The organism is Pseudooceanicola sp. DL12 (genome assembly GCF_056270665.1).
Window position 1 is genome coordinate 1,463,346 of record NZ_CM149884.1, and the last position, 16,105, is coordinate 1,479,450.

The 16,105-nt window shown below is 60.7% G+C and carries 17 protein-coding genes; 7 read left to right on the forward strand and 10 right to left on the reverse strand.

Going from position 1 to position 16,105, the window contains the following annotated elements; all coding sequences use genetic code 11:
* Window positions 1-8: 8 nt before the first annotated feature.
* The 4 genes from AC0WR5_RS06830 to AC0WR5_RS06845 all read left to right on the forward strand — a co-directional run bounded on the left by AC0WR5_RS06830 (window position 9) and on the right by AC0WR5_RS06845 (window position 2,865).
* A complete protein-coding gene (locus AC0WR5_RS06830) occupies window positions 9-1,442 on the forward strand; it encodes an NAD(P)(+) transhydrogenase (Re/Si-specific) subunit beta (RefSeq protein WP_475867800.1) in 1,434 nt (477 codons plus the stop codon).
* A 146-nt stretch (window positions 1,443-1,588) separates the two neighbouring features.
* Window positions 1,589-2,170 carry a DUF3422 family protein gene (locus AC0WR5_RS06835; protein WP_475867801.1) on the forward strand — a complete coding sequence of 194 codons (582 nt, stop codon included), beginning with the start codon at window positions 1,589-1,591 and terminating at the stop codon, window positions 2,168-2,170.
* Window positions 2,145-2,480 carry a DUF3422 family protein gene (locus AC0WR5_RS06840; protein ID WP_475868917.1) on the forward strand — a complete coding sequence of 112 codons (336 nt, stop codon included), beginning with the start codon at window positions 2,145-2,147 and terminating at the stop codon, window positions 2,478-2,480. The genes AC0WR5_RS06835 and AC0WR5_RS06840 overlap by 26 nt, the downstream gene beginning before the upstream one ends.
* A 16-nt stretch (window positions 2,481-2,496) precedes the next feature.
* Window positions 2,497-2,865 carry a DUF3422 family protein gene (locus AC0WR5_RS06845; RefSeq protein ID WP_475867802.1) on the forward strand — a complete coding sequence of 123 codons (369 nt, stop codon included), beginning with the start codon at window positions 2,497-2,499 and terminating at the stop codon, window positions 2,863-2,865.
* Window positions 2,866-2,923: 58 nt separating this feature from the next.
* Here AC0WR5_RS06845 and AC0WR5_RS06850 read toward each other — a convergent pair whose 3' ends face one another.
* From AC0WR5_RS06850 to AC0WR5_RS06885, 8 genes are all read right to left on the reverse strand, one after another.
* Window positions 2,924-3,319, reverse strand: coding sequence for a hypothetical protein (locus tag AC0WR5_RS06850; protein WP_475867803.1), 396 nt, complete (start codon window positions 3,317-3,319; stop codon window positions 2,924-2,926).
* Window positions 3,316-3,690: a hypothetical protein gene (locus AC0WR5_RS06855; protein ID WP_475867804.1), complete on the reverse strand. Its 375-nt coding sequence runs from the start codon at window positions 3,688-3,690 to the stop codon at window positions 3,316-3,318. The genes AC0WR5_RS06850 and AC0WR5_RS06855 overlap by 4 nt, the downstream gene beginning before the upstream one ends.
* Window positions 3,674-4,279, reverse strand: a complete 606-nt coding sequence (locus tag AC0WR5_RS06860) for a sigma-70 family RNA polymerase sigma factor (RefSeq protein WP_475867805.1) — start codon at window positions 4,277-4,279, stop codon at window positions 3,674-3,676. Before AC0WR5_RS06860 ends, AC0WR5_RS06855 begins: the two co-directional genes overlap by 17 nt.
* A gap of 111 nt (window positions 4,280-4,390) precedes the next feature.
* Window positions 4,391-4,687, reverse strand: a complete 297-nt coding sequence (locus tag AC0WR5_RS06865) for a hypothetical protein (RefSeq protein ID WP_475867806.1) — start codon at window positions 4,685-4,687, stop codon at window positions 4,391-4,393.
* 52 nt (window positions 4,688-4,739) lie between these two features.
* Window positions 4,740-5,162: an EF-hand domain-containing protein gene (locus tag AC0WR5_RS06870; protein ID WP_475867807.1), complete on the reverse strand. Its 423-nt coding sequence runs from the start codon at window positions 5,160-5,162 to the stop codon at window positions 4,740-4,742.
* 154 nt (window positions 5,163-5,316) lie between these two features.
* Window positions 5,317-6,300, reverse strand: a complete 984-nt coding sequence (locus AC0WR5_RS06875) for an ABC transporter permease (RefSeq protein ID WP_475867808.1) — start codon at window positions 6,298-6,300, stop codon at window positions 5,317-5,319.
* Window positions 6,293-7,315: an ABC transporter permease gene (locus AC0WR5_RS06880; RefSeq protein WP_475867809.1), complete on the reverse strand. Its 1,023-nt coding sequence runs from the start codon at window positions 7,313-7,315 to the stop codon at window positions 6,293-6,295. The genes AC0WR5_RS06875 and AC0WR5_RS06880 overlap by 8 nt, the downstream gene beginning before the upstream one ends.
* Window positions 7,316-7,407: 92 nt before the next feature.
* On the reverse strand, window positions 7,408-9,114 hold the full coding sequence (locus tag AC0WR5_RS06885) for a peptide ABC transporter substrate-binding protein (protein WP_475867810.1): 1,707 nt from the start codon (window positions 9,112-9,114) through the stop codon (window positions 7,408-7,410).
* 255 nt (window positions 9,115-9,369) lie between these two features.
* Between AC0WR5_RS06885 and AC0WR5_RS06890 the strand changes: the two genes are divergently transcribed.
* The 3 genes from AC0WR5_RS06890 to AC0WR5_RS06900 all read left to right on the forward strand — a co-directional run bounded on the left by AC0WR5_RS06890 (window position 9,370) and on the right by AC0WR5_RS06900 (window position 13,628).
* Entirely contained in the window at window positions 9,370-11,205 is a 1,836-nt protein-coding gene (locus tag AC0WR5_RS06890) for an ABC transporter ATP-binding protein (RefSeq protein WP_475867811.1), read from the forward strand.
* Between the two features lie 85 nt (window positions 11,206-11,290).
* Entirely contained in the window at window positions 11,291-12,457 is a 1,167-nt protein-coding gene (gene argE, locus AC0WR5_RS06895) for an acetylornithine deacetylase (RefSeq protein WP_475867812.1), read from the forward strand.
* A gap of 4 nt (window positions 12,458-12,461) precedes the next feature.
* Window positions 12,462-13,628: a M20 aminoacylase family protein gene (locus tag AC0WR5_RS06900; RefSeq protein WP_475868919.1), complete on the forward strand. Its 1,167-nt coding sequence runs from the start codon at window positions 12,462-12,464 to the stop codon at window positions 13,626-13,628.
* A gap of 46 nt (window positions 13,629-13,674) precedes the next feature.
* Here the strand turns inward: AC0WR5_RS06900 and AC0WR5_RS06905 are convergent, their stop codons facing one another.
* Both AC0WR5_RS06905 and AC0WR5_RS06910 read right to left on the reverse strand, forming a co-directional pair.
* The gene (locus AC0WR5_RS06905) at window positions 13,675-14,748 is read right to left on the reverse strand and encodes a glycosyltransferase family 4 protein (protein WP_475867813.1); all 1,074 of its coding nucleotides are present in this window, start codon (window positions 14,746-14,748) and stop codon (window positions 13,675-13,677) included.
* 40 nt (window positions 14,749-14,788) lie between these two features.
* Entirely contained in the window at window positions 14,789-16,105 is a 1,317-nt protein-coding gene (locus AC0WR5_RS06910; RefSeq protein WP_475867814.1) for a 3-deoxy-D-manno-octulosonic acid transferase, read from the reverse strand.

A 16,105-nucleotide genomic window follows, 5' to 3' on the forward strand; every position in this document is an offset into this window, starting at 1 on the left:
CGAGACACATGGAATTCGGATTCACAACGGCGGCTTACGTGGTCGCGGCTGTTCTCTTCATTCTCTCGCTCGGTGGCCTTTCGGGGCAGGAGAGCGCAAAACGCGCCGTCTGGTACGGCATCACCGGCATGGCACTGGCTGTCTTTGCCACGCTCATCGGCCCGGGGTCGGGCCTGTGGCTGCTGTCGCTCATTCTGATTGCGGGCGGCGGCATCATAGGCTGGTACGTGGCAATGAAGGTCGAGATGACCGAAATGCCGCAGCTTGTTGCGGCCATGCACTCGCTCGTGGGCCTGGCGGCAGTCTTCGTGGGCTTTAATGCTCACTTCGAACTTGGGCACGTGCTGTCGCTTGCACAGGAACAACTGCAGGGCCTGCACGGTTTTGCCGAGATCCTGGCGCACAAAACCGCCGTCGAACAGAACATCCTGAGGGTCGAACTCTACCTGGGGATCTTTATCGGTGCCGTGACCTTTACCGGTTCGGTCATCGCCTACGGCAAGCTGGCCGGCAAGATCACGTCCAAGGCCGAAAAGCTGCCTGGTGGTCACTTGCTGAACATCGCGGCTGCTGCCATCGCGGTGCTTTGCCTGATCTGGTACTTCGGCACCGGTGGCATCCTGCCACTGATCTTCATGACCCTGGCTGCCCTCTTCATCGGTTATCATCTGATCATGGGTATCGGCGGCGCCGACATGCCGGTGGTTGTGTCGATGCTGAACTCCTACTCGGGCTGGGCGGCAGCAGCCATCGGCTTCAGCCTGGGCAACGACCTGTTGATCGTTGTCGGTGCGCTGGTAGGCTCTTCGGGTGCGATCCTCAGCTACATCATGTGCAAGGCCATGAACCGCTCGTTTATTTCGGTCATCCTGGGGGGCTTCGGCGGCGCAACAGGGCCTGCGATGGAGGTCGAGGGCGAACAGATCGCAATTGACGTGGACGGTGTGGCGCAGGCGCTTGAAGAAGCCGACAGCGTGATCATCGTTCCTGGCTACGGCATGGCTGTTGCACAGGCACAGCAGAACGTCGCGGAACTGACGCGCAAGCTGCGTGCCAAAGGCAAGGACGTGCGGTTCGCGATTCACCCGGTCGCCGGGCGCCTGCCGGGGCATATGAACGTATTGCTGGCCGAGGCGAAGGTTCCCTACGACATCGTTTTGGAAATGGACGAGATCAACGAGGATTTCCCGGACACTGACGTGGTTATTGTGATCGGCTCTAACGACATCGTGAATCCGGCCGCACAGGAAGATCCGAACAGTCCGATCGCAGGGATGCCGGTTCTGGAAGTGTGGAAGGCCAAACAGGTCTTCGTCTCCAAGCGGGGGCAGGGCACCGGCTACTCCGGCATCGAAAACCCGCTGTTCTACAAGGAGAACACGCGGATGTATTATGGCGACGCCAAGCAGTCGATCGGGGATCTTCTCGCAAAGATTTCCTGATCGGACAGGACTGAAAATTGCAAAGGGCTCCGCCACGGCGGGGCCCTTTCTGCACAGGCGGATGACACGACAGTCTGCACTTCGCTGCAGCACAAGAGCTCCGTATGAAAGGACATCCGGTCAACCTATTAATTTAAATTGATAAGTTGATTTCTTTACGAATCTTTGCGGCATGGGAGGGCGAGAACACCACCAATGGCCAGGCTGCCTCAAGTGTCGCTGCAAGACGACCCGCTGGGCTAACCGCTTGCCAGAGAATCGCACGCGCGTCCCTTTCCGAATCTTATTGCTCGATATTCAGTGGCCTTGATCACCTTGGGGGCGACGCATCCATCGGATGCTGTCTTCGAGAGGCAGCGCCCGCGCATATTGTTGCTCTGCTGGACCGTTTCGGCGCCTCTCGCCCTCAACCTGGCGCCGCCACGCATTGGTCCGGTGACATAGCGCGGCACCGCCCGAAATATGAAACCCATACGGAGTTCGTGACATTCACGGTCTCGCCAGAGGGGATGCCGGAACGGCCTTTCGATCCCAGCGGGTTCGATGCCTTCCAGGAAAATTGGCGGGCGCAGGAGCCCCGTGACATGCATCCTGATGCGGGTTGCCCATTTTACCGATGGGGAGGACGCACTCCGCTAGGTGAACCGTTCCTCCGTCTGCGAAAGTTGCGCCGTCCTTCGGGCGCTGTAGCAGGAGGCCCGCATTGCCGGGGACTTTCGCATCGATGAGGCGGGACACATGCGTTTTGCGGTCTTCGCAGGCCCGACCATGTGGGCACGGAGGATTGGCTGGGTTGCGCAATGCCTCCGCAAAATCGAGACCTACAAGTCGACGTTGATGCTCGGAGTTGCCTGCGTTCGCGAGTTGCATACGGAATTGAGCCGGCTTGAAGGAGATTGCACTAGATTGATCGCGGCCAAGCGGTGCGGAGAGGCGCTAGCCGCCGAAACCTTGGAAAGCCTGCTGAGCGTTTCCGCGGAACTGGAAGATATGGCGGCACGATCCTCGTACGGGCTCGCAGCCACGCACGACTTTTAGGCGAGCCTGCGCGAGCGTGTTGTCATTCATTCTTCGCGCAGAGCGCCTGAGAGGGCGGCAGACCTTCGAAGGTTTCATGATACGACGCTTCGATCCTGCGATGCGGGCTGGCGAGGTAACAAGGACCCGCTTGCAGGTGATGTCGCATCGCGCGGTCAGGGCAGCGGATCTGCTGAGAACGCGCGTCAACGTCGGGCGGAGTGCCAGATCCGGGCATTGTCGGCCAGCATGGACCGGCGGCCGATACGTAACTACGTTGCAACAGGCGGTCGAAGGGCTCTCCGTGGTGGCGACCAGCTACCATGCCGTGTCTGTGGCCCGATGTACGGCCTACGCGGTGGCCGACGCTTTCGTTTGCCAAAGGGCGACATGCTGGCCACCTTGACGCCGGCGGTTGTTCTGACCGTGTGGCTGGCCATCCGCAGCATCCGTCGGCGCATGCATTAGTTCTGCTTCTTTGCGGCGTTGGCGTTGAATTCCTCCAGAAGTACCATTTGTGCCTGCAACTGAAGGGCGGTGGCTGCCTCGCGGACTTCGGCCATGGCGGCCTCAACACGCGCAGGGTCATAGGGGGTGGCCGAAGCAGCATCAAACATGGCGCGCCTTGCCTTGCCCAACCGGTTCAGAGAGCTTTCGAAGTCTTCCTTGTGGGACCGGATTGCGACAACGAAGGCAGTGGTGAGGTCTTCGTTCATCGCGCGCAGCCCGCCGGAGTTGCCGTTCAGGGTGGTCCGGAAGGAATTGATGCGCAGGAAGATGCCGATGGTCACGGCGTTGAGCAGCAGCGAAATGGCCAGCACCAGCCACATGATCAATGGGAAGGGACGGCGAAGGCTCATTTGCCGGCCTCCTTCGAGCGGTTGCCAAGCAGGAAGGAAAGGCTGGAATCCATGGCCAGAGGGTCACCTGTCGCCATGGCCAGGACAGTACGGTCGAAGCTGTCGGTCCCGGTTGGCCACTTGGCGATGGCAATGGGTGTTATTATCAAAAGGGCGCCAAAGCTCGCGGCCACCAGCCCTGGTGGCGGTGCGAGGGACGGCACTACCTCGCGCAGCCGCGCCCAGCGACCAGCGGGAGCTTCCAGTTCCTCGATCCTTCGCATGACGTCGGCCGTCGTCCGGGCGGCGTTCGGCTCCGGCAGGTTCTCGAAGACCGCCGACAAGAGTTTTTCGTCCAGTTCGTTTTCCTTGTGATCAACCATTTCTTTCATCCCCTTTCGCTTTTTTCCCAGAGTCCCCATCCTGGTCGGCCATCAGCTCCCGCAACGTGCGGCGGGCGCGGACCAATAGTTGTTCAACAGCTCCGTTGCTCGTGTTCATCGCGCGCGAGATATCTTCGGTGCCGAGATCGCCGCCGACGCTCAGCAGCAGCGCCATGCGTTGGCGCGTGGGCAAGGCATTGATGTGCTTGCGCAGGCGGGCAAGCTCCTGCTTGCCGGCGACCTGCCGCTCCACCTCGGGTACATCGTCCTCCGGTTCGGGGGTGCCGGGCCCGAAACCGAAGAAAAATCCGAGTTTCTGCCGCCGATACCGATCGGTACATAGATTCGTCGCGATCCGGTAGATCCAGGCTTTGGCAGAGCCCTTTTGCGGATCGAACCTTCCGGCATGTGTCCAGACACGCAGGAAGGTTTCCTGCACGATGTCCTCGGCGGCACTGGCGTCGTTCAGGTAGCGTGTGGCGACACCACGTATGCCACGGCCATGCCGCCCGATCAGAGTTGAAAGGGCGGCTTCTTCGCGTGCGGCAATTCGTACGAGTAGCGAGGCGTCCCCGATCGCGCTCTCCGTCAAATCCAAAGCCTGCTCCGTCCTGTCCTGTCATCTTCCACACTCCGACAGCCTAGCGGGATGCTGTAGCCGGACCGAGAAATTCACCCAGCCCGGTCTGCCTGTCGTATCGGTTTGCCCTTAGCGGGTCACGGTGCGGTTCTTGGTCGTGGTTGCACCGCCATAGCCCTCGCGGACGACGGTCGTGCCGCTCTCGTCGGTGATCCGGGTACGCGATTTCGAAGTACTTTCGCCATTGGCGTTGGTCGCGGTGGTGCTGCGCTCACACATGGCCTGACCATCGGCGCGGATACAGTCGCGGTTCGAGGAGACTTCGCCACCGTTGCCGTTCGAGATCGTCACGTTCTGTGCGGAGGCGGCGGACGCCAACAGCATGGTTGCGGTCAGGGCAAGTGTGGAAAGGTTAAAGGCTTTCATAAGTACTACTCCGAGGTTTTTTCGATTGGGGAAGGGAAAGAGAGAAAAGCGACTAGTTCTGAATCGCGGTTCGCACCCGGTCAATTTCCGAAGGCGTCAGTTGGCCATTGCCGTCGGTGTCGGCGGTGGCGAACATCGGGTTGTAGGTGAGGAATTCCTCTTCTGTCACCAAGCCGTCGCCATTGCTGTCGGCGGCGCCGAAGGTGAAGCCTGCAGCGCTCACGGCCTGCTGCATGCGGCGCTGGATACGTTGAGCTTCTTTCTGGTCGATCCGACCATCGTTGTTCGTATCCGCCCGGTCAAAGACCATGGCCTTGCGCGCAGCGACTTCCGACAAGGTGATGACCCCATCACCGTTGGCATCCGTCTTTGCAAAGGCCTGAGCCTGTCGCGAGCCGGCCTGGGCCAGCGCCATAGACGGGACAGCAAGCGCCATTGTTGCAATCAGCGTCAGGAAGGTTGTTTTCTGCGTCATGAAGCATCTCCTCTTCGGTGCTTTCATACGAGAAACGGTGGACGCAGATACTTCCTACGCGGACCACCCAACTTTTTGGGGGGACAGGCTGAAAAAGAATGCCCGCGTCTTCCTTCGAAGCGCGGGCATCCGGAGTTGCAGGTGGGCGGAGGGGCTACCTACCGCGGATGCGCGGATCCAGCGCATCGCGCAGCCCATCGCCCAGATAGTTGACGGAAAGCACTGTGAGCGAAATCGCGACGCCCGGCATGATTACGCGCTCGGGGTTCTGCTGCATGTAGTCGATGCCGTCATAGAGCAACCGGCCCCAGGTCGGGAAATCTGGCGGAAACCCGAGCCCGAGGAAGGAGAGCGAGGATTCCGTGATGATGGCGTTTGCAATTCCCAGAGTCGCAGACACCACGATCGGCGAGATCACGTTCGGCAGGATATGACGAGCCAGCATCATGCGATCCCTTGTGCCGATCGAGCGTGCGGCCAGGACGAATTCGCGTTCCTTGAGGGCGAGCACATCGCCCCGCACGATCCGCGCAGTGGGCATCCAGCTCGTGATGCCGATCGACGTCACAATCAGTATGAAGATGCCCTTGTCGATGCCGAATGCTGCGGCGAGCGGTTCGCGGAAGAGCATCACCATGACCAGCAGAAGGGGCAGAAGGGGCAGGGCAAGGAACAGGTCTGTCGAGCGCATCAGGAAGTTGTCGAGTCGCTTGAAATAGCCGGCCGAGAGCCCCACGGCCGTGCCGATGATCAAGGCGATCAGCATGGCGGTGATCCCGACAGAGAGCGAGATCTTGCCGCCCTCCATCATGCGGGCAAGCATGTCGCGGCCCAGTTGATCGGTACCGAAGGGATGGGCCCAGCTGGGCCCCTCGTTGCGGGCCCGGAAGTCGATCTTTGCCGGGTCAAGCGTCCAGATGTAGGGCCCGAGGAAGACCGCCAGTACGATGAACACGAAGACGAAACCACCGATCATGGCGCCCTTGTGGTGGCGGAACTGATGCCAGACATCTTTCCACTGACTGCGAGGTGGGGTGGCCGGGATGGGCCCCTGAAGGATATCGCCGACCTGGAAGGCGCCGCCGGAGGCCGGAAAGACGTCTTCGGGCTCTTGGGGGTGTTGGGTCGGGTCAGTCATATCGGATCCGCGGGTCGAGGATGCCGTAAAGGATATCGGCAATCAGATTGAAGAGCACGATGAGCACCGCGAAGATAAAGGTCAGCGTCTGCACCATGGGAAGGTCGTTGGCCTCGATCGCGCCTATCAGCAATTGGCCGAGGCCATTCACCTTGAACACCTGTTCAGTGATGATGGCGCCGCCAAAGACCTGGGGCACGCCGAGGGCGATCACGGTTACGACGGGGATCAACGAGTTGCGCAGTACGTGGACCAGGACGACGGCACGTTCACCCACGCCCTTTGCACGGGCAGTGCGCACGTAGTCCTGGTTAAGGTTGTCGAGCATCGACGCCCGCATGAAGCGGCTGATCTGCGCAGCATTGTAAAGCGCGAGGACAGTCACGGGCAAAACCATCTGTCGGATCTGGAACTTGAAACTGGCCCAGTCAGTCACCTGATGCGTGGTGTCGTAAATCGATGGAAACCACCAGAAGCTCTCACGCGGGATGTTGACCGAGAAGATCACGATGAGCAGGACCCCGGTGAAGAACGTGGGAACCGAGAAGCCGATCATCGAGACGAATGTGCCGATCTGGTCGAAGAGCGAATACTGACGGTAGGCGGAATAGATGCCGATCGGCAGGGCGATCAGGATGCCGACAACGTAGGACATGCCGACCACCCAGAGCGTCTGGGGCAGGCGCTGTGCCACGATGTCCATCACGGGCGAACGGGTCTGCCAGCTGAGGACGCGTTGCTTGCCCTCGGCAAGGTCGCTGCCGAAGAGATTGTCGATCAGGACCTGCGGTTCGATCCAGAAGAATTGTACCATCCACTTGTAGAACTGCACCGAGGCTGGCTGCCCCAAGCCAAGGGACTCGCGCATCTTCTGTTTTACTTCCGGAGGGACGGTGAGTGGCACGTTTGCCATCGGATCACCGGGCGCCAGCTGCAGCAGACTGAAGATGACGATGGCAATGATAATGAGGGTCGGGACTGCGATGAGCAGTCGCCTGAGCGTAAATGTCAGCATTGGGGATCCCGGGCGTCAGGTGGCCGCGGTGCTGTGCACCGAAAAGCAGGCACCGGGGACCGGACAGGCCAGCCCCCGGACGTGGGCATCGATTACTCGTCGATGCGATACCAGTCAGCGGTATTCCACAGTTCGCTGTCCCATGTGTTCAGGACAACGCCACCCAGGGAGTTGGAGTGCGCCGAAACGCGACCACGGTCTACGAGCGGAACAATGGTCATGCTTTCCTTGGTCAGCATCTCGTTCAGCTTGCGGGCAATTTCGCCGCGCTTCTCGAGCTCGCCGGTCTGCAGCAGCTCGTCGAGCAGCGCATCGTATTCCGGATCGCAGTAGCGGTTGATGTTCGTGCCCTGCCATTGGCTGGAGGGTTTCGGTTCGGTGCCGCAGCGATAACTTGCAAGGTAGGCCTGCGGGTCGGTACCGTCGAAGTTGTTGGCGTACATTTCGACGTCGGCATAGAATTTCTGGAAGGTGTCCGGAGAGCCGGCGTCGCCCCCGAAGAACACCGAACCGGAGATGTTGCGCAGCTCGACCTCGACTCCCAGCTCGCCCCACCATGCCTTGATCGCATCCTGGAAATTCTGGCGAACAGCGTTGGTGGAGGTCTGGAACAGCAGCGACAGTTTCATGCCGTCCTTGTCACGAATGCCGTCACCATCCGTATCGGTCCATCCTGCTTCGTCCAGAAGCGCCTTGGCGCCTTCCATGTCCTGCGTGAAGCATTCGGTGTTCGGAGAGGCGTATAGCTCAGGAGCGGGGACCAGGTTGCAGGTAGGGCGACCGGCTTGACCATAGCCGATTTCGACCAGGATCTCGCGGTCGATTGCCATCGAAAGGGCACGGCGGACGCGCTCGTCCGACAGGATCGGGTGCGGTGCGGCAGTCGTCGAACGAACGTCCGGCCCGAGAGAGGAGGACGGGTCGGTCAGGTTCATCTCGATCCGCTCGACGAGGGTGCCGAAGGCGGTAACGGTCGTACCTTTGCCGGCCTTTTCCATCTCTGCAATGACTTCGGGTGCAAGCTGCAGGTTCCAGGCATAGTCGTATTCGCCGGTTTCCAGCACGGCACGACCAGCCGCCGCTGCATCGCCGCCGCCCTTGAAGGTCACAGTCGCAAAGGCGGGTTTCTCTGGATCACGGTAGTTGGGGTTGGCCGACATGGAAATCACGTCGTTCGGCTTGAACTCGTCCACCTTGAAAGGGCCGGTGCCGATGGGATAGAAGTTGGCGTCCGTGCAGCTGGAGGCGTTGGCGCCGAGACATTTCTCGAACTGGGCCTTTTGCAGAACCGGGGATTGTGCGCCCATGAAGGGCCCGTAGGGGTTCGGTTGCGGGGTCTTGAAATGCACGGTGACCGTCAGCGGATCTTCGGCAACCACGCTTTCAACACCGTCGAATTTCGACAGGAAGGCGCAGCCACCCTCGGGATGCATGCAATACTCGGCGGTGAAGACCACGTCATCCGCAGTAAAGGGGCTGCCGTCGGACCACAGCAGCCCGTCGGTAATGTGATAGGTGATCGACTTCAGGTCTTCGGCCACGCCGCCGTTCTCTATGGTGGGAATCTCATCCACCAGCGCGGGCACCATGACGCCGTCCTGGTCGTATTTTCCCAGGGGCTCCAAGATCATCGAGGAGCTTTCGATGTCCTTCGTGCCGCTGGAGAGATAGGGGTTCAGGATCGACGGCGCCTGCCAGTAGAGAATGTTGACGTGGCCGTCTTCGCCACGTTCGGCCATGGCGGCCGGGGCCAGCACCATGGTGGCGGCAGCGCCCAGCAAAACCGTTTTGAGTTTCATACATAGTCTCCCAGTTGGATATCCGGAACCATTTGCGCGGTTCCGGTTGAATCTGTCGGTGTGACCTGCCCCGGTTTACGTACCACTGCACGTTGATACACGGATGGTCACCGTCAGGTGAGCTCATCGAAAAGCGGATTCGCTCAAATTGCAAGTCTTGCCAGCCGGTGACGCTGAGAGACCTGATCGGCTGGTTTGACATTTCGCTGCAAGCCTCGTTAGCGTCGGGAAGCCCTTACTCTGTCAGGTTGTCTAATGTTGGATACTCACTCCGCCCAAGCACCCATCGCGCGCATTGAAAATCTGCGTGTATCTTTCCAGACAAAGGACGGTCCAGTTAACGGCGTCGAGGATGTCTCCTTCGAGATCAATCCCGGTGAAACAGTTTGTGTCGTGGGCGAATCCGGATCGGGGAAATCCGTTTCCTCCATGTCTCTCATGCGTCTCATCGAGTATGGCGGCGGAGAAATTTCGGGTGGCCGCCTAATTTTTGACCGCAAGGACGGAAAAGAACTCGATCTGGTGAAAGCGGATCAAGGGCTTATGAGGACTATCCGCGGCAATGAGATCGGGATGATCTTCCAGGAGCCGATGACGGCGCTGAACCCGGTCTTTACCATCGGCAGGCAACTCGCGGAAGGATTGCGCCTGCATAAGGGGATGTCCAAGAAAGAGGCGACCAAGCGGGCCGTGGAGTTGCTCCGGGAAGTGCGGATCCCCGAGCCGGAGCGGCGCATCAACCAGTACCCTCATGAGTTGTCCGGTGGGATGCGGCAGCGGGTCGTGATCGCGATGGCACTCGCGTGCGAACCTCGGCTGCTGATCGCGGACGAACCGACGACCGCCCTCGACGTGACCATTCAGGCAGAGATCCTTGCTCTTATGGACCGGTTGAAGCGCGAGACCGGTACGGCTGTGATGTTCATTACTCACGACATGGCCGTGGTGGCGCAAATGGCCGATCGCGTGGTTGTCATGTTCCGTGGTCACAAGGTGGAAGAAGGTCCGATCGAGCAGATCTTCAACACGCCGGCCCATGATTACACCAAGGCCCTGCTTGCAGCGGTGCCGAAGCTGGGCGAGATGAAGGGCAAGCAGTTCCCCGAGCCGATGAAGCTCTTCGGTGCGGAAGACCAGAAGATCGAGCCCATTCCGGGATCGGATGAGGTACTGCTGAGCGTCAAGAACTTGATCACGCGGTTTCCGGTCAAGGGCGGGCTCCTTCGTCGCAAGGTCGGTAACGTCCACGCGGTCGAGGATATTTCCTTTGAGATCAACAAGGGGCAGACGCTCAGCCTCGTCGGCGAATCCGGTTGCGGCAAGTCCACTGCCGGCCGCTCGCTGCTGCGGTTGATCGAGCCGATGTCGGGGCAGATCCTGCTCGATGGCAAGGATATCACGGCGCTGAACGACGGCGGTTTGCGGCAGGCGCGCTTGGACATGCAAATGATTTTCCAGGATCCCTTTGCCTCTCTGAATCCTCAGATGCAGCTGGCTGATCAGGTGGCGGAGCCATTGAAGAATTACGGCACGCTCAAGGGGCAGGACATGCATGAGCGGGTCGCAATGCTGTTCGACCGCGTGGAATTGCCACGCAACTTCCTGCGGCGCTATCCTCACGAACTGTCCGGTGGGCAACGTCAACGCGTGGCCATTGCCCGCGCACTTGCGCTCAATCCCAAGCTCATCGTGTCCGACGAGGCGGTGTCCGCTCTCGACGTTTCCGTTCAGGCGCAGGTACTGAACCTGATGATGGAGCTGCAGGCGGACCTGGGGCTGTCCTTCCTCTTCATCAGCCATGACATGGCTGTGGTGGAACGTGTCAGTCATCGTGTCGGTGTCATGTACCTTGGGCGGATCGTCGAGATAGGCTCGCGCGAGGCGATCTTCGAAGATCCTCGCCATCCCTATACAAAGGCCCTAATGCAGGCCGTTCCCATAGCCGACCCGTCGCGGCGCAAGAAGGAACACGAACTGAATTTCAAGCCGATCCCCTCGCCGATCCACGATCTTGAATACCAGCCTGAACCTTCGCTGTATGAGCAGGTGGGGCAAGATCATTTCATGCTGCTGACCGACAGCGGCTACTGATCTGTCGGATCGCTTTAGGGCCGTCCCGCCGGCCCCCAGATCCTTCCTCAACATCGCCCGCAGCGGCGGAACGAAAGCAATACCGATGACATCGCGCCTGTCGCCCCTAGAGATCATGCAAAGACTGGTCTCCTTTCCGACGGTCAGCCGGGAAACGAACCTGCCGTTGATTGACTGGGTGCAGACTTACCTAGAAGAGCATGGTGTCTCCTGCTTTCGGCACGTGCATGAGAGTGAACCGAAGGCAGGGCTCTGGGCACATGCGGGGCCGATGGTGGAGGGCGCTGTCGTACTCTCGGGGCATACGGATGTGGTGCCCGTCGATGGACAGGTGTGGGCAAGCGATCCCTTTACGGTAGACGAGCGCGACGGAAGGTATTTCGGGCGCGGTTGCGTAGACATGAAGAGCTTTGATGCTCTCGCGGTCTGGGCACTGGCCGAAGGTGCAGGCCGGAAACTGGCCACACCGCTGCAACTGGCGCTGACATATGACGAGGAGGTTGGCCTGATCGGGGCTGATCCCCTCTTGCGCGACGCCGAGGCCAAATTTCCCAAAGGGCATGTCGCAATCATCGGCGAGCCCTCGATGATGCAACCGGTCACAGGGCACAAGGCCGGCCTGGCCTACAATACGGTCGTCCACGGCTTTGAGGTACATTCATCGATTTCGCACACCGGGGTCTCTGCCGTCATGGAAGCTGCCAAGCTGGTCGTCTGGGCCAATGGGGTGAACGCGGCAAACGCGGCAAAGGCGCCTCTCGGAGCCGACGCGTTGTTCGACCCGCCCTGGACCAATGCCCACGTCGGCATGATTTCTGGCGGAACGGCGCATAACATCACGGCCGGCCGTTGCGATTTCATCATGTCTTTCAGGTGCGTGCCCGGCGAGGATCCACAGCTTTACGCCGATGCCTATGAGGCCGAGGTCAGGCGCGTCGAGGCGGAGATGCAGGCGATCCGCCCCGAAGCCAATATCGAGCTGGAGCAGAAGTTCTTTGCACCGGGTCTCGCGCCGGAAGATCAAGGTGCTGCCGAGGAGCTGGCCCGCCGTCTGACTGGTGACAATGGCAGCCACGTCGTCAGCTACGGTACCGAGGCTGGCCATTTCCAGCATCATGGGTATTCTGCAGTGGTCTGTGGTCCGGGCAGCATCGAACAAGCCCACCAGCCTGATGAATTCATCACAATCGACCAGTTCAACGCCGGCCATGCCTTCATGGAGCGGCTGCTTGACCAACTTTCTGAAAGGTAAGTGCATGCCCATCAAGAACCGATTTGCCGAGCTGCACGGCGACATCGCCGCCTGGCGGCGCGATCTTCATGAAAACCCGGAAATCCTCTTCGAGACCCATCGCACCTCTGCCTTCGTCGCCGAAAAACTGAAGGAGTTTGGATGCGACGAAATCGCGACTGGTCTTGGTCGCACGGGGGTCGTGGGGGTGATCAAGGGGCGCACGGATACCTCGGGCAAGGTCATCGGCCTGCGGGCCGACATGGACGCCCTGCCGATTCAAGAAGCAACGGGTCTCGACTATGCCTCGAAGACGCCCGGTGCCATGCACGCCTGTGGTCATGACGGGCATACGGCGATGCTGCTTGGCGCGGCCCGCTACTTGGCCGAGACGCGCAATTTCGATGGCACCGCGGTCGTGATCTTCCAACCGGCAGAAGAAGGCGGTGGGGGCGGCAAGGAAATGTGCGATGACGGAATGATGGAGCGTTTCGGCATCCAGGAAGTTTACGGCATGCACAACTGGCCGAAGCTGCCGGTGGGCAGCTTCGCGATCCGTCCGGGCGCCTTCTTTGCTGCCACCGACCAATTCGAGATCGTCGTAAAGGGGCAGGGCGGGCATGCAGCCAAGCCGCACCAGGCCGTGGATCCGATCGTCACCTCTTCCCAGATTGTCAGTGCACTGCAGAGCATCGTCAGCCGCAACTCGGATCCGGACGACCAGATTGTCGTTTCGGTAACTTCTTTTGAGAGTTCATCGAAGGCGTTCAACGTCATCCCTGCACATGTCACTCTGCGCGGTACCATCCGCACCATGTCCAAGGTCAACCGGGAGCTGGGAGAGACGCGATTGAAGGCTATTGCCAAGGCCACGGCAGAGGCCTTCGGATGCGAAGCCCAGATCCGGTGGATCCCGGGCTATCCGGCAATGGTCAACAGCGAGGAGCAGACGGTCTTTGCGGCTTCTGTGGCAAGTGCCGTGGCTGGCAGCTGCGAAACCGAGGCACCGATCACCATGGGCGGCGAGGATTTCGCCTATATGCTGGAGGAACGGCCCGGCGCCTATATCCTGGTGGGCAACGGCGACACGGCCGACGTGCATAATCCGGAATACAACTTCAATGACGAGGCAATTCCGGCGGGCTGCTCCTGGTGGGCCGGCATCGTCGAAGAGCGCATGCCGGCCAGCTGAGGGACAGACACTTCAATTGAAAAGGGCCGCCAAAGGGCGGCCCTTTTCATTCGGCAGTGGAAAGAAGCCGGCGGTAGATTGCGACCAATGCGGCGGCTTCGTCTTCGATCCGGAAACGCGAGAGGGCCTCCTGGCGCGCGGCTTTTCCCATCTCCGACAGCTTGGTCCGGTCGGAACAAAGCTCAAGCGCGGCCTCGGTCAAGGCGGGAATGTCATCGAAGGGGACGAGGCGGCCGGTGTGCCCTTCATCGATGAGTTCCTCGAACGCTCCCACTCGCGTTGCCAGAACCGGTACGCCACAGGACATAGCTTCGAGAGTGGTCAGTCCGAAGCCTTCCCAACGTTGGGGAGCAATATAGAGATCAAGCACCCGGTACCAGTCGGCCATTTGCCAGACCGGGACTTCGGGCATGAAACGCAAGCGGTCCCCAAGCCTGGCTGTCGCCACCTCCGCCTTCAACCCATCCTCGAAATCGCGGTGGTTGTCTGTGGCTCGGCCCATGACAAGCGCCGTTGAATCGGGATTTGCCTTCAGCACCTCCATGGCCGCCTTGACGAAAACGTCGGTGCCCTTCTGGGCCCGAATCCTGCCATAGCATCCGAGCAAAAGCCCATGCGAGGGCAGGCCCATGCTTTCCCGGAGGGCTGCACGATCCGCGGTCGGTGAAAAGGCCTCGGTGTCGATCCCGTGGTGGATCACCTCCGCCTCGCGATGCAGATAGCCTGCCGTGCGTGCCGAAGTGGCCACCACGCCATCCATCCGGCGGATCAGCCATTTCGTAAGCCCCGTGTGTTCGCGCTGAGATGCAGAGGTGAAAAGCAGCTTCAGATCCTTGCGAAGGATGCCGCGGAGTGCAAGGCCGGCGATCATCTCGACATTGCGCCGTGCATGCCAGACCCTGGCGCCAGAGGGGCCCTTTCGGGACATCGTCAGAAGGGCGGAGAGGGGCACCTGCGGGACACCTGGCAGGTCTATGGGGGCCGTCGCTGCGATGGAAATCTCACGGGCCTGCAGGGGGACCAGGCGCACGACCGTGGACGTCACGCCACTCAGCCGTTTCTTGAAGTTCGGAGCGATCACGTCGAGATCGGCCGTGGAGACAGGGCGCTGCTGGGTCATGGTGGTCTCCCTCTTGACGGAATCCTCAGGTGTGACCTGATTAAACCGAAGCGCCCGCCTGTGAAAGGTGCGGTGCCAGTTCGGTCAGCAACTCCTCGGCGATACCTTCGAGCTGGTTGCTCTGCCCGGCAGCCAGCTCGCGTGCGGCTGTCGACATGGCCTCGAGAGCGGGGCTCGCGGGCAGCAATTCGGTCAGGTTCCTGGTCAGGTCCCTTTCGTTTGCCACGACTTTTGCGGCGCCTGCCGTATCGAAGGCGGCATAGGTTTCGGCAAAATTGGCGACCTTGGGCCCGTGCAGGACGGGGGTTCCAAAGAGCGCCGGCTCGTAAGGCGTGTGACCGCCCGCGGGGCCGAAGGAGCCGCCCAGGAACACAAGCGGTGACAGCGCGTACCACAGGCCCGTCTCTCCCAGAGTGTCGGCGAGATAGACCTCGGCATCACCGGGAAGCTCGCCATAGGAACGGCGGCGGAAAGCCAGATCATGTTTAGACAGGAAGGCGGCAATCTCGTCGGAGCGGGTCGGATGACGCGGCACCAGAAGAAGCCGGAGACCGGGCATGGTCTCGCGGGCTGCAACATGCGCCGCGATGATTTGTTCTTCCTCACCCTCATGGGTCGATACCGCCGCCCAGAACGGTGCGCCCGAGAAGGCTTCCTGCATCGCTTCCAAGTCTTCTGCCGCTACCGGCGGTGGCAGGATCATCGACTTGAGATTGGCGCCGAGCGCGACCTTGTCTGCATCGGCACCGAGCTTCAGGAGCCCATCAAGGGTTGCCCGGTCCTGGGTTCGAACGAGCGTGAAAAGGCCGAAAAGAAAACGGAACGTCTCGTCGAAGCGGGCCCAGTTCTTCAGGCTGCTGCGCGACATCCGCGCATTCAGCAGGGCGAGAGGGATGCCGCGTTCATTCGCTGTGACGAGCATGCCGGGCCAAAGTTCACTCTCGACGAAGATGCCGCAATCCGGGTGCCAGTATTCGAAGAAGCGCTTGAGCGGACGCGGAGCATCCAATGGGGCGAACTGATGCAGGCAGCGTGCGGGCAGCCGCGGGGCCAGGACCTTGGCGGATGCAGCGGTTCCGGATGTGATCAGGGCATGGGCGTCCGGGCATCTTTCCAGCAGGGTCGAAACGAGGGCCAGCACCGAGACGCTCTCGCCGACGCTGGCCGCATGGAACCAGATCAGGGGGCCGTCTGGCCGTTTTCTTGACGGGTGACCAAGGCGCTCTCGGCGACGTTCCGGCGGCGTGTGTTCCGATGCGAGCTTGTGGGACACGCGCCTCCAGGCCATCGGAGCAACGGCGCGGGAGACAAGGCGATAGAAATGATAAAAGGGCGTCGGGCGCACCGAGGGCTGCAT

Bases quoted from the DNA above. Each gene is read 5' to 3' on its own strand.
- AC0WR5_RS06910 (WP_475867814.1), bottom strand. From the start codon at position 16,105: ATGCAGCCCTCGGTGCGCCCGACGCCCTTTTATCATTTCTATCGCCTT.
- AC0WR5_RS06900 (WP_475868919.1), top strand. From the start codon at position 12,462: ATGCCCATCAAGAACCGATTTGCCGAGCTGCACGGCGACATCGCCGCC.
- AC0WR5_RS06870 (WP_475867807.1), bottom strand. From the start codon at position 5,162: ATGACGCAGAAAACAACCTTCCTGACGCTGATTGCAACAATGGCGCTT.
- AC0WR5_RS06875 (WP_475867808.1), bottom strand. From the start codon at position 6,300: ATGACTGACCCGACCCAACACCCCCAAGAGCCCGAAGACGTCTTTCCG.
- AC0WR5_RS06905 (WP_475867813.1), bottom strand. From the start codon at position 14,748: ATGACCCAGCAGCGCCCTGTCTCCACGGCCGATCTCGACGTGATCGCT.
- AC0WR5_RS06880 (WP_475867809.1), bottom strand. From the start codon at position 7,315: ATGCTGACATTTACGCTCAGGCGACTGCTCATCGCAGTCCCGACCCTC.
- argE (WP_475867812.1), top strand. From the start codon at position 11,291: ATGACATCGCGCCTGTCGCCCCTAGAGATCATGCAAAGACTGGTCTCC.
- AC0WR5_RS06850 (WP_475867803.1), bottom strand. From the start codon at position 3,319: ATGAGCCTTCGCCGTCCCTTCCCATTGATCATGTGGCTGGTGCTGGCC.
- AC0WR5_RS06830 (WP_475867800.1), top strand. From the start codon at position 9: ATGGAATTCGGATTCACAACGGCGGCTTACGTGGTCGCGGCTGTTCTC.
- AC0WR5_RS06865 (WP_475867806.1), bottom strand. From the start codon at position 4,687: ATGAAAGCCTTTAACCTTTCCACACTTGCCCTGACCGCAACCATGCTG.
- AC0WR5_RS06885 (WP_475867810.1), bottom strand. From the start codon at position 9,114: ATGAAACTCAAAACGGTTTTGCTGGGCGCTGCCGCCACCATGGTGCTG.
- AC0WR5_RS06890 (WP_475867811.1), top strand. From the start codon at position 9,370: ATGTTGGATACTCACTCCGCCCAAGCACCCATCGCGCGCATTGAAAAT.
- AC0WR5_RS06855 (WP_475867804.1), bottom strand. From the start codon at position 3,690: ATGAAAGAAATGGTTGATCACAAGGAAAACGAACTGGACGAAAAACTC.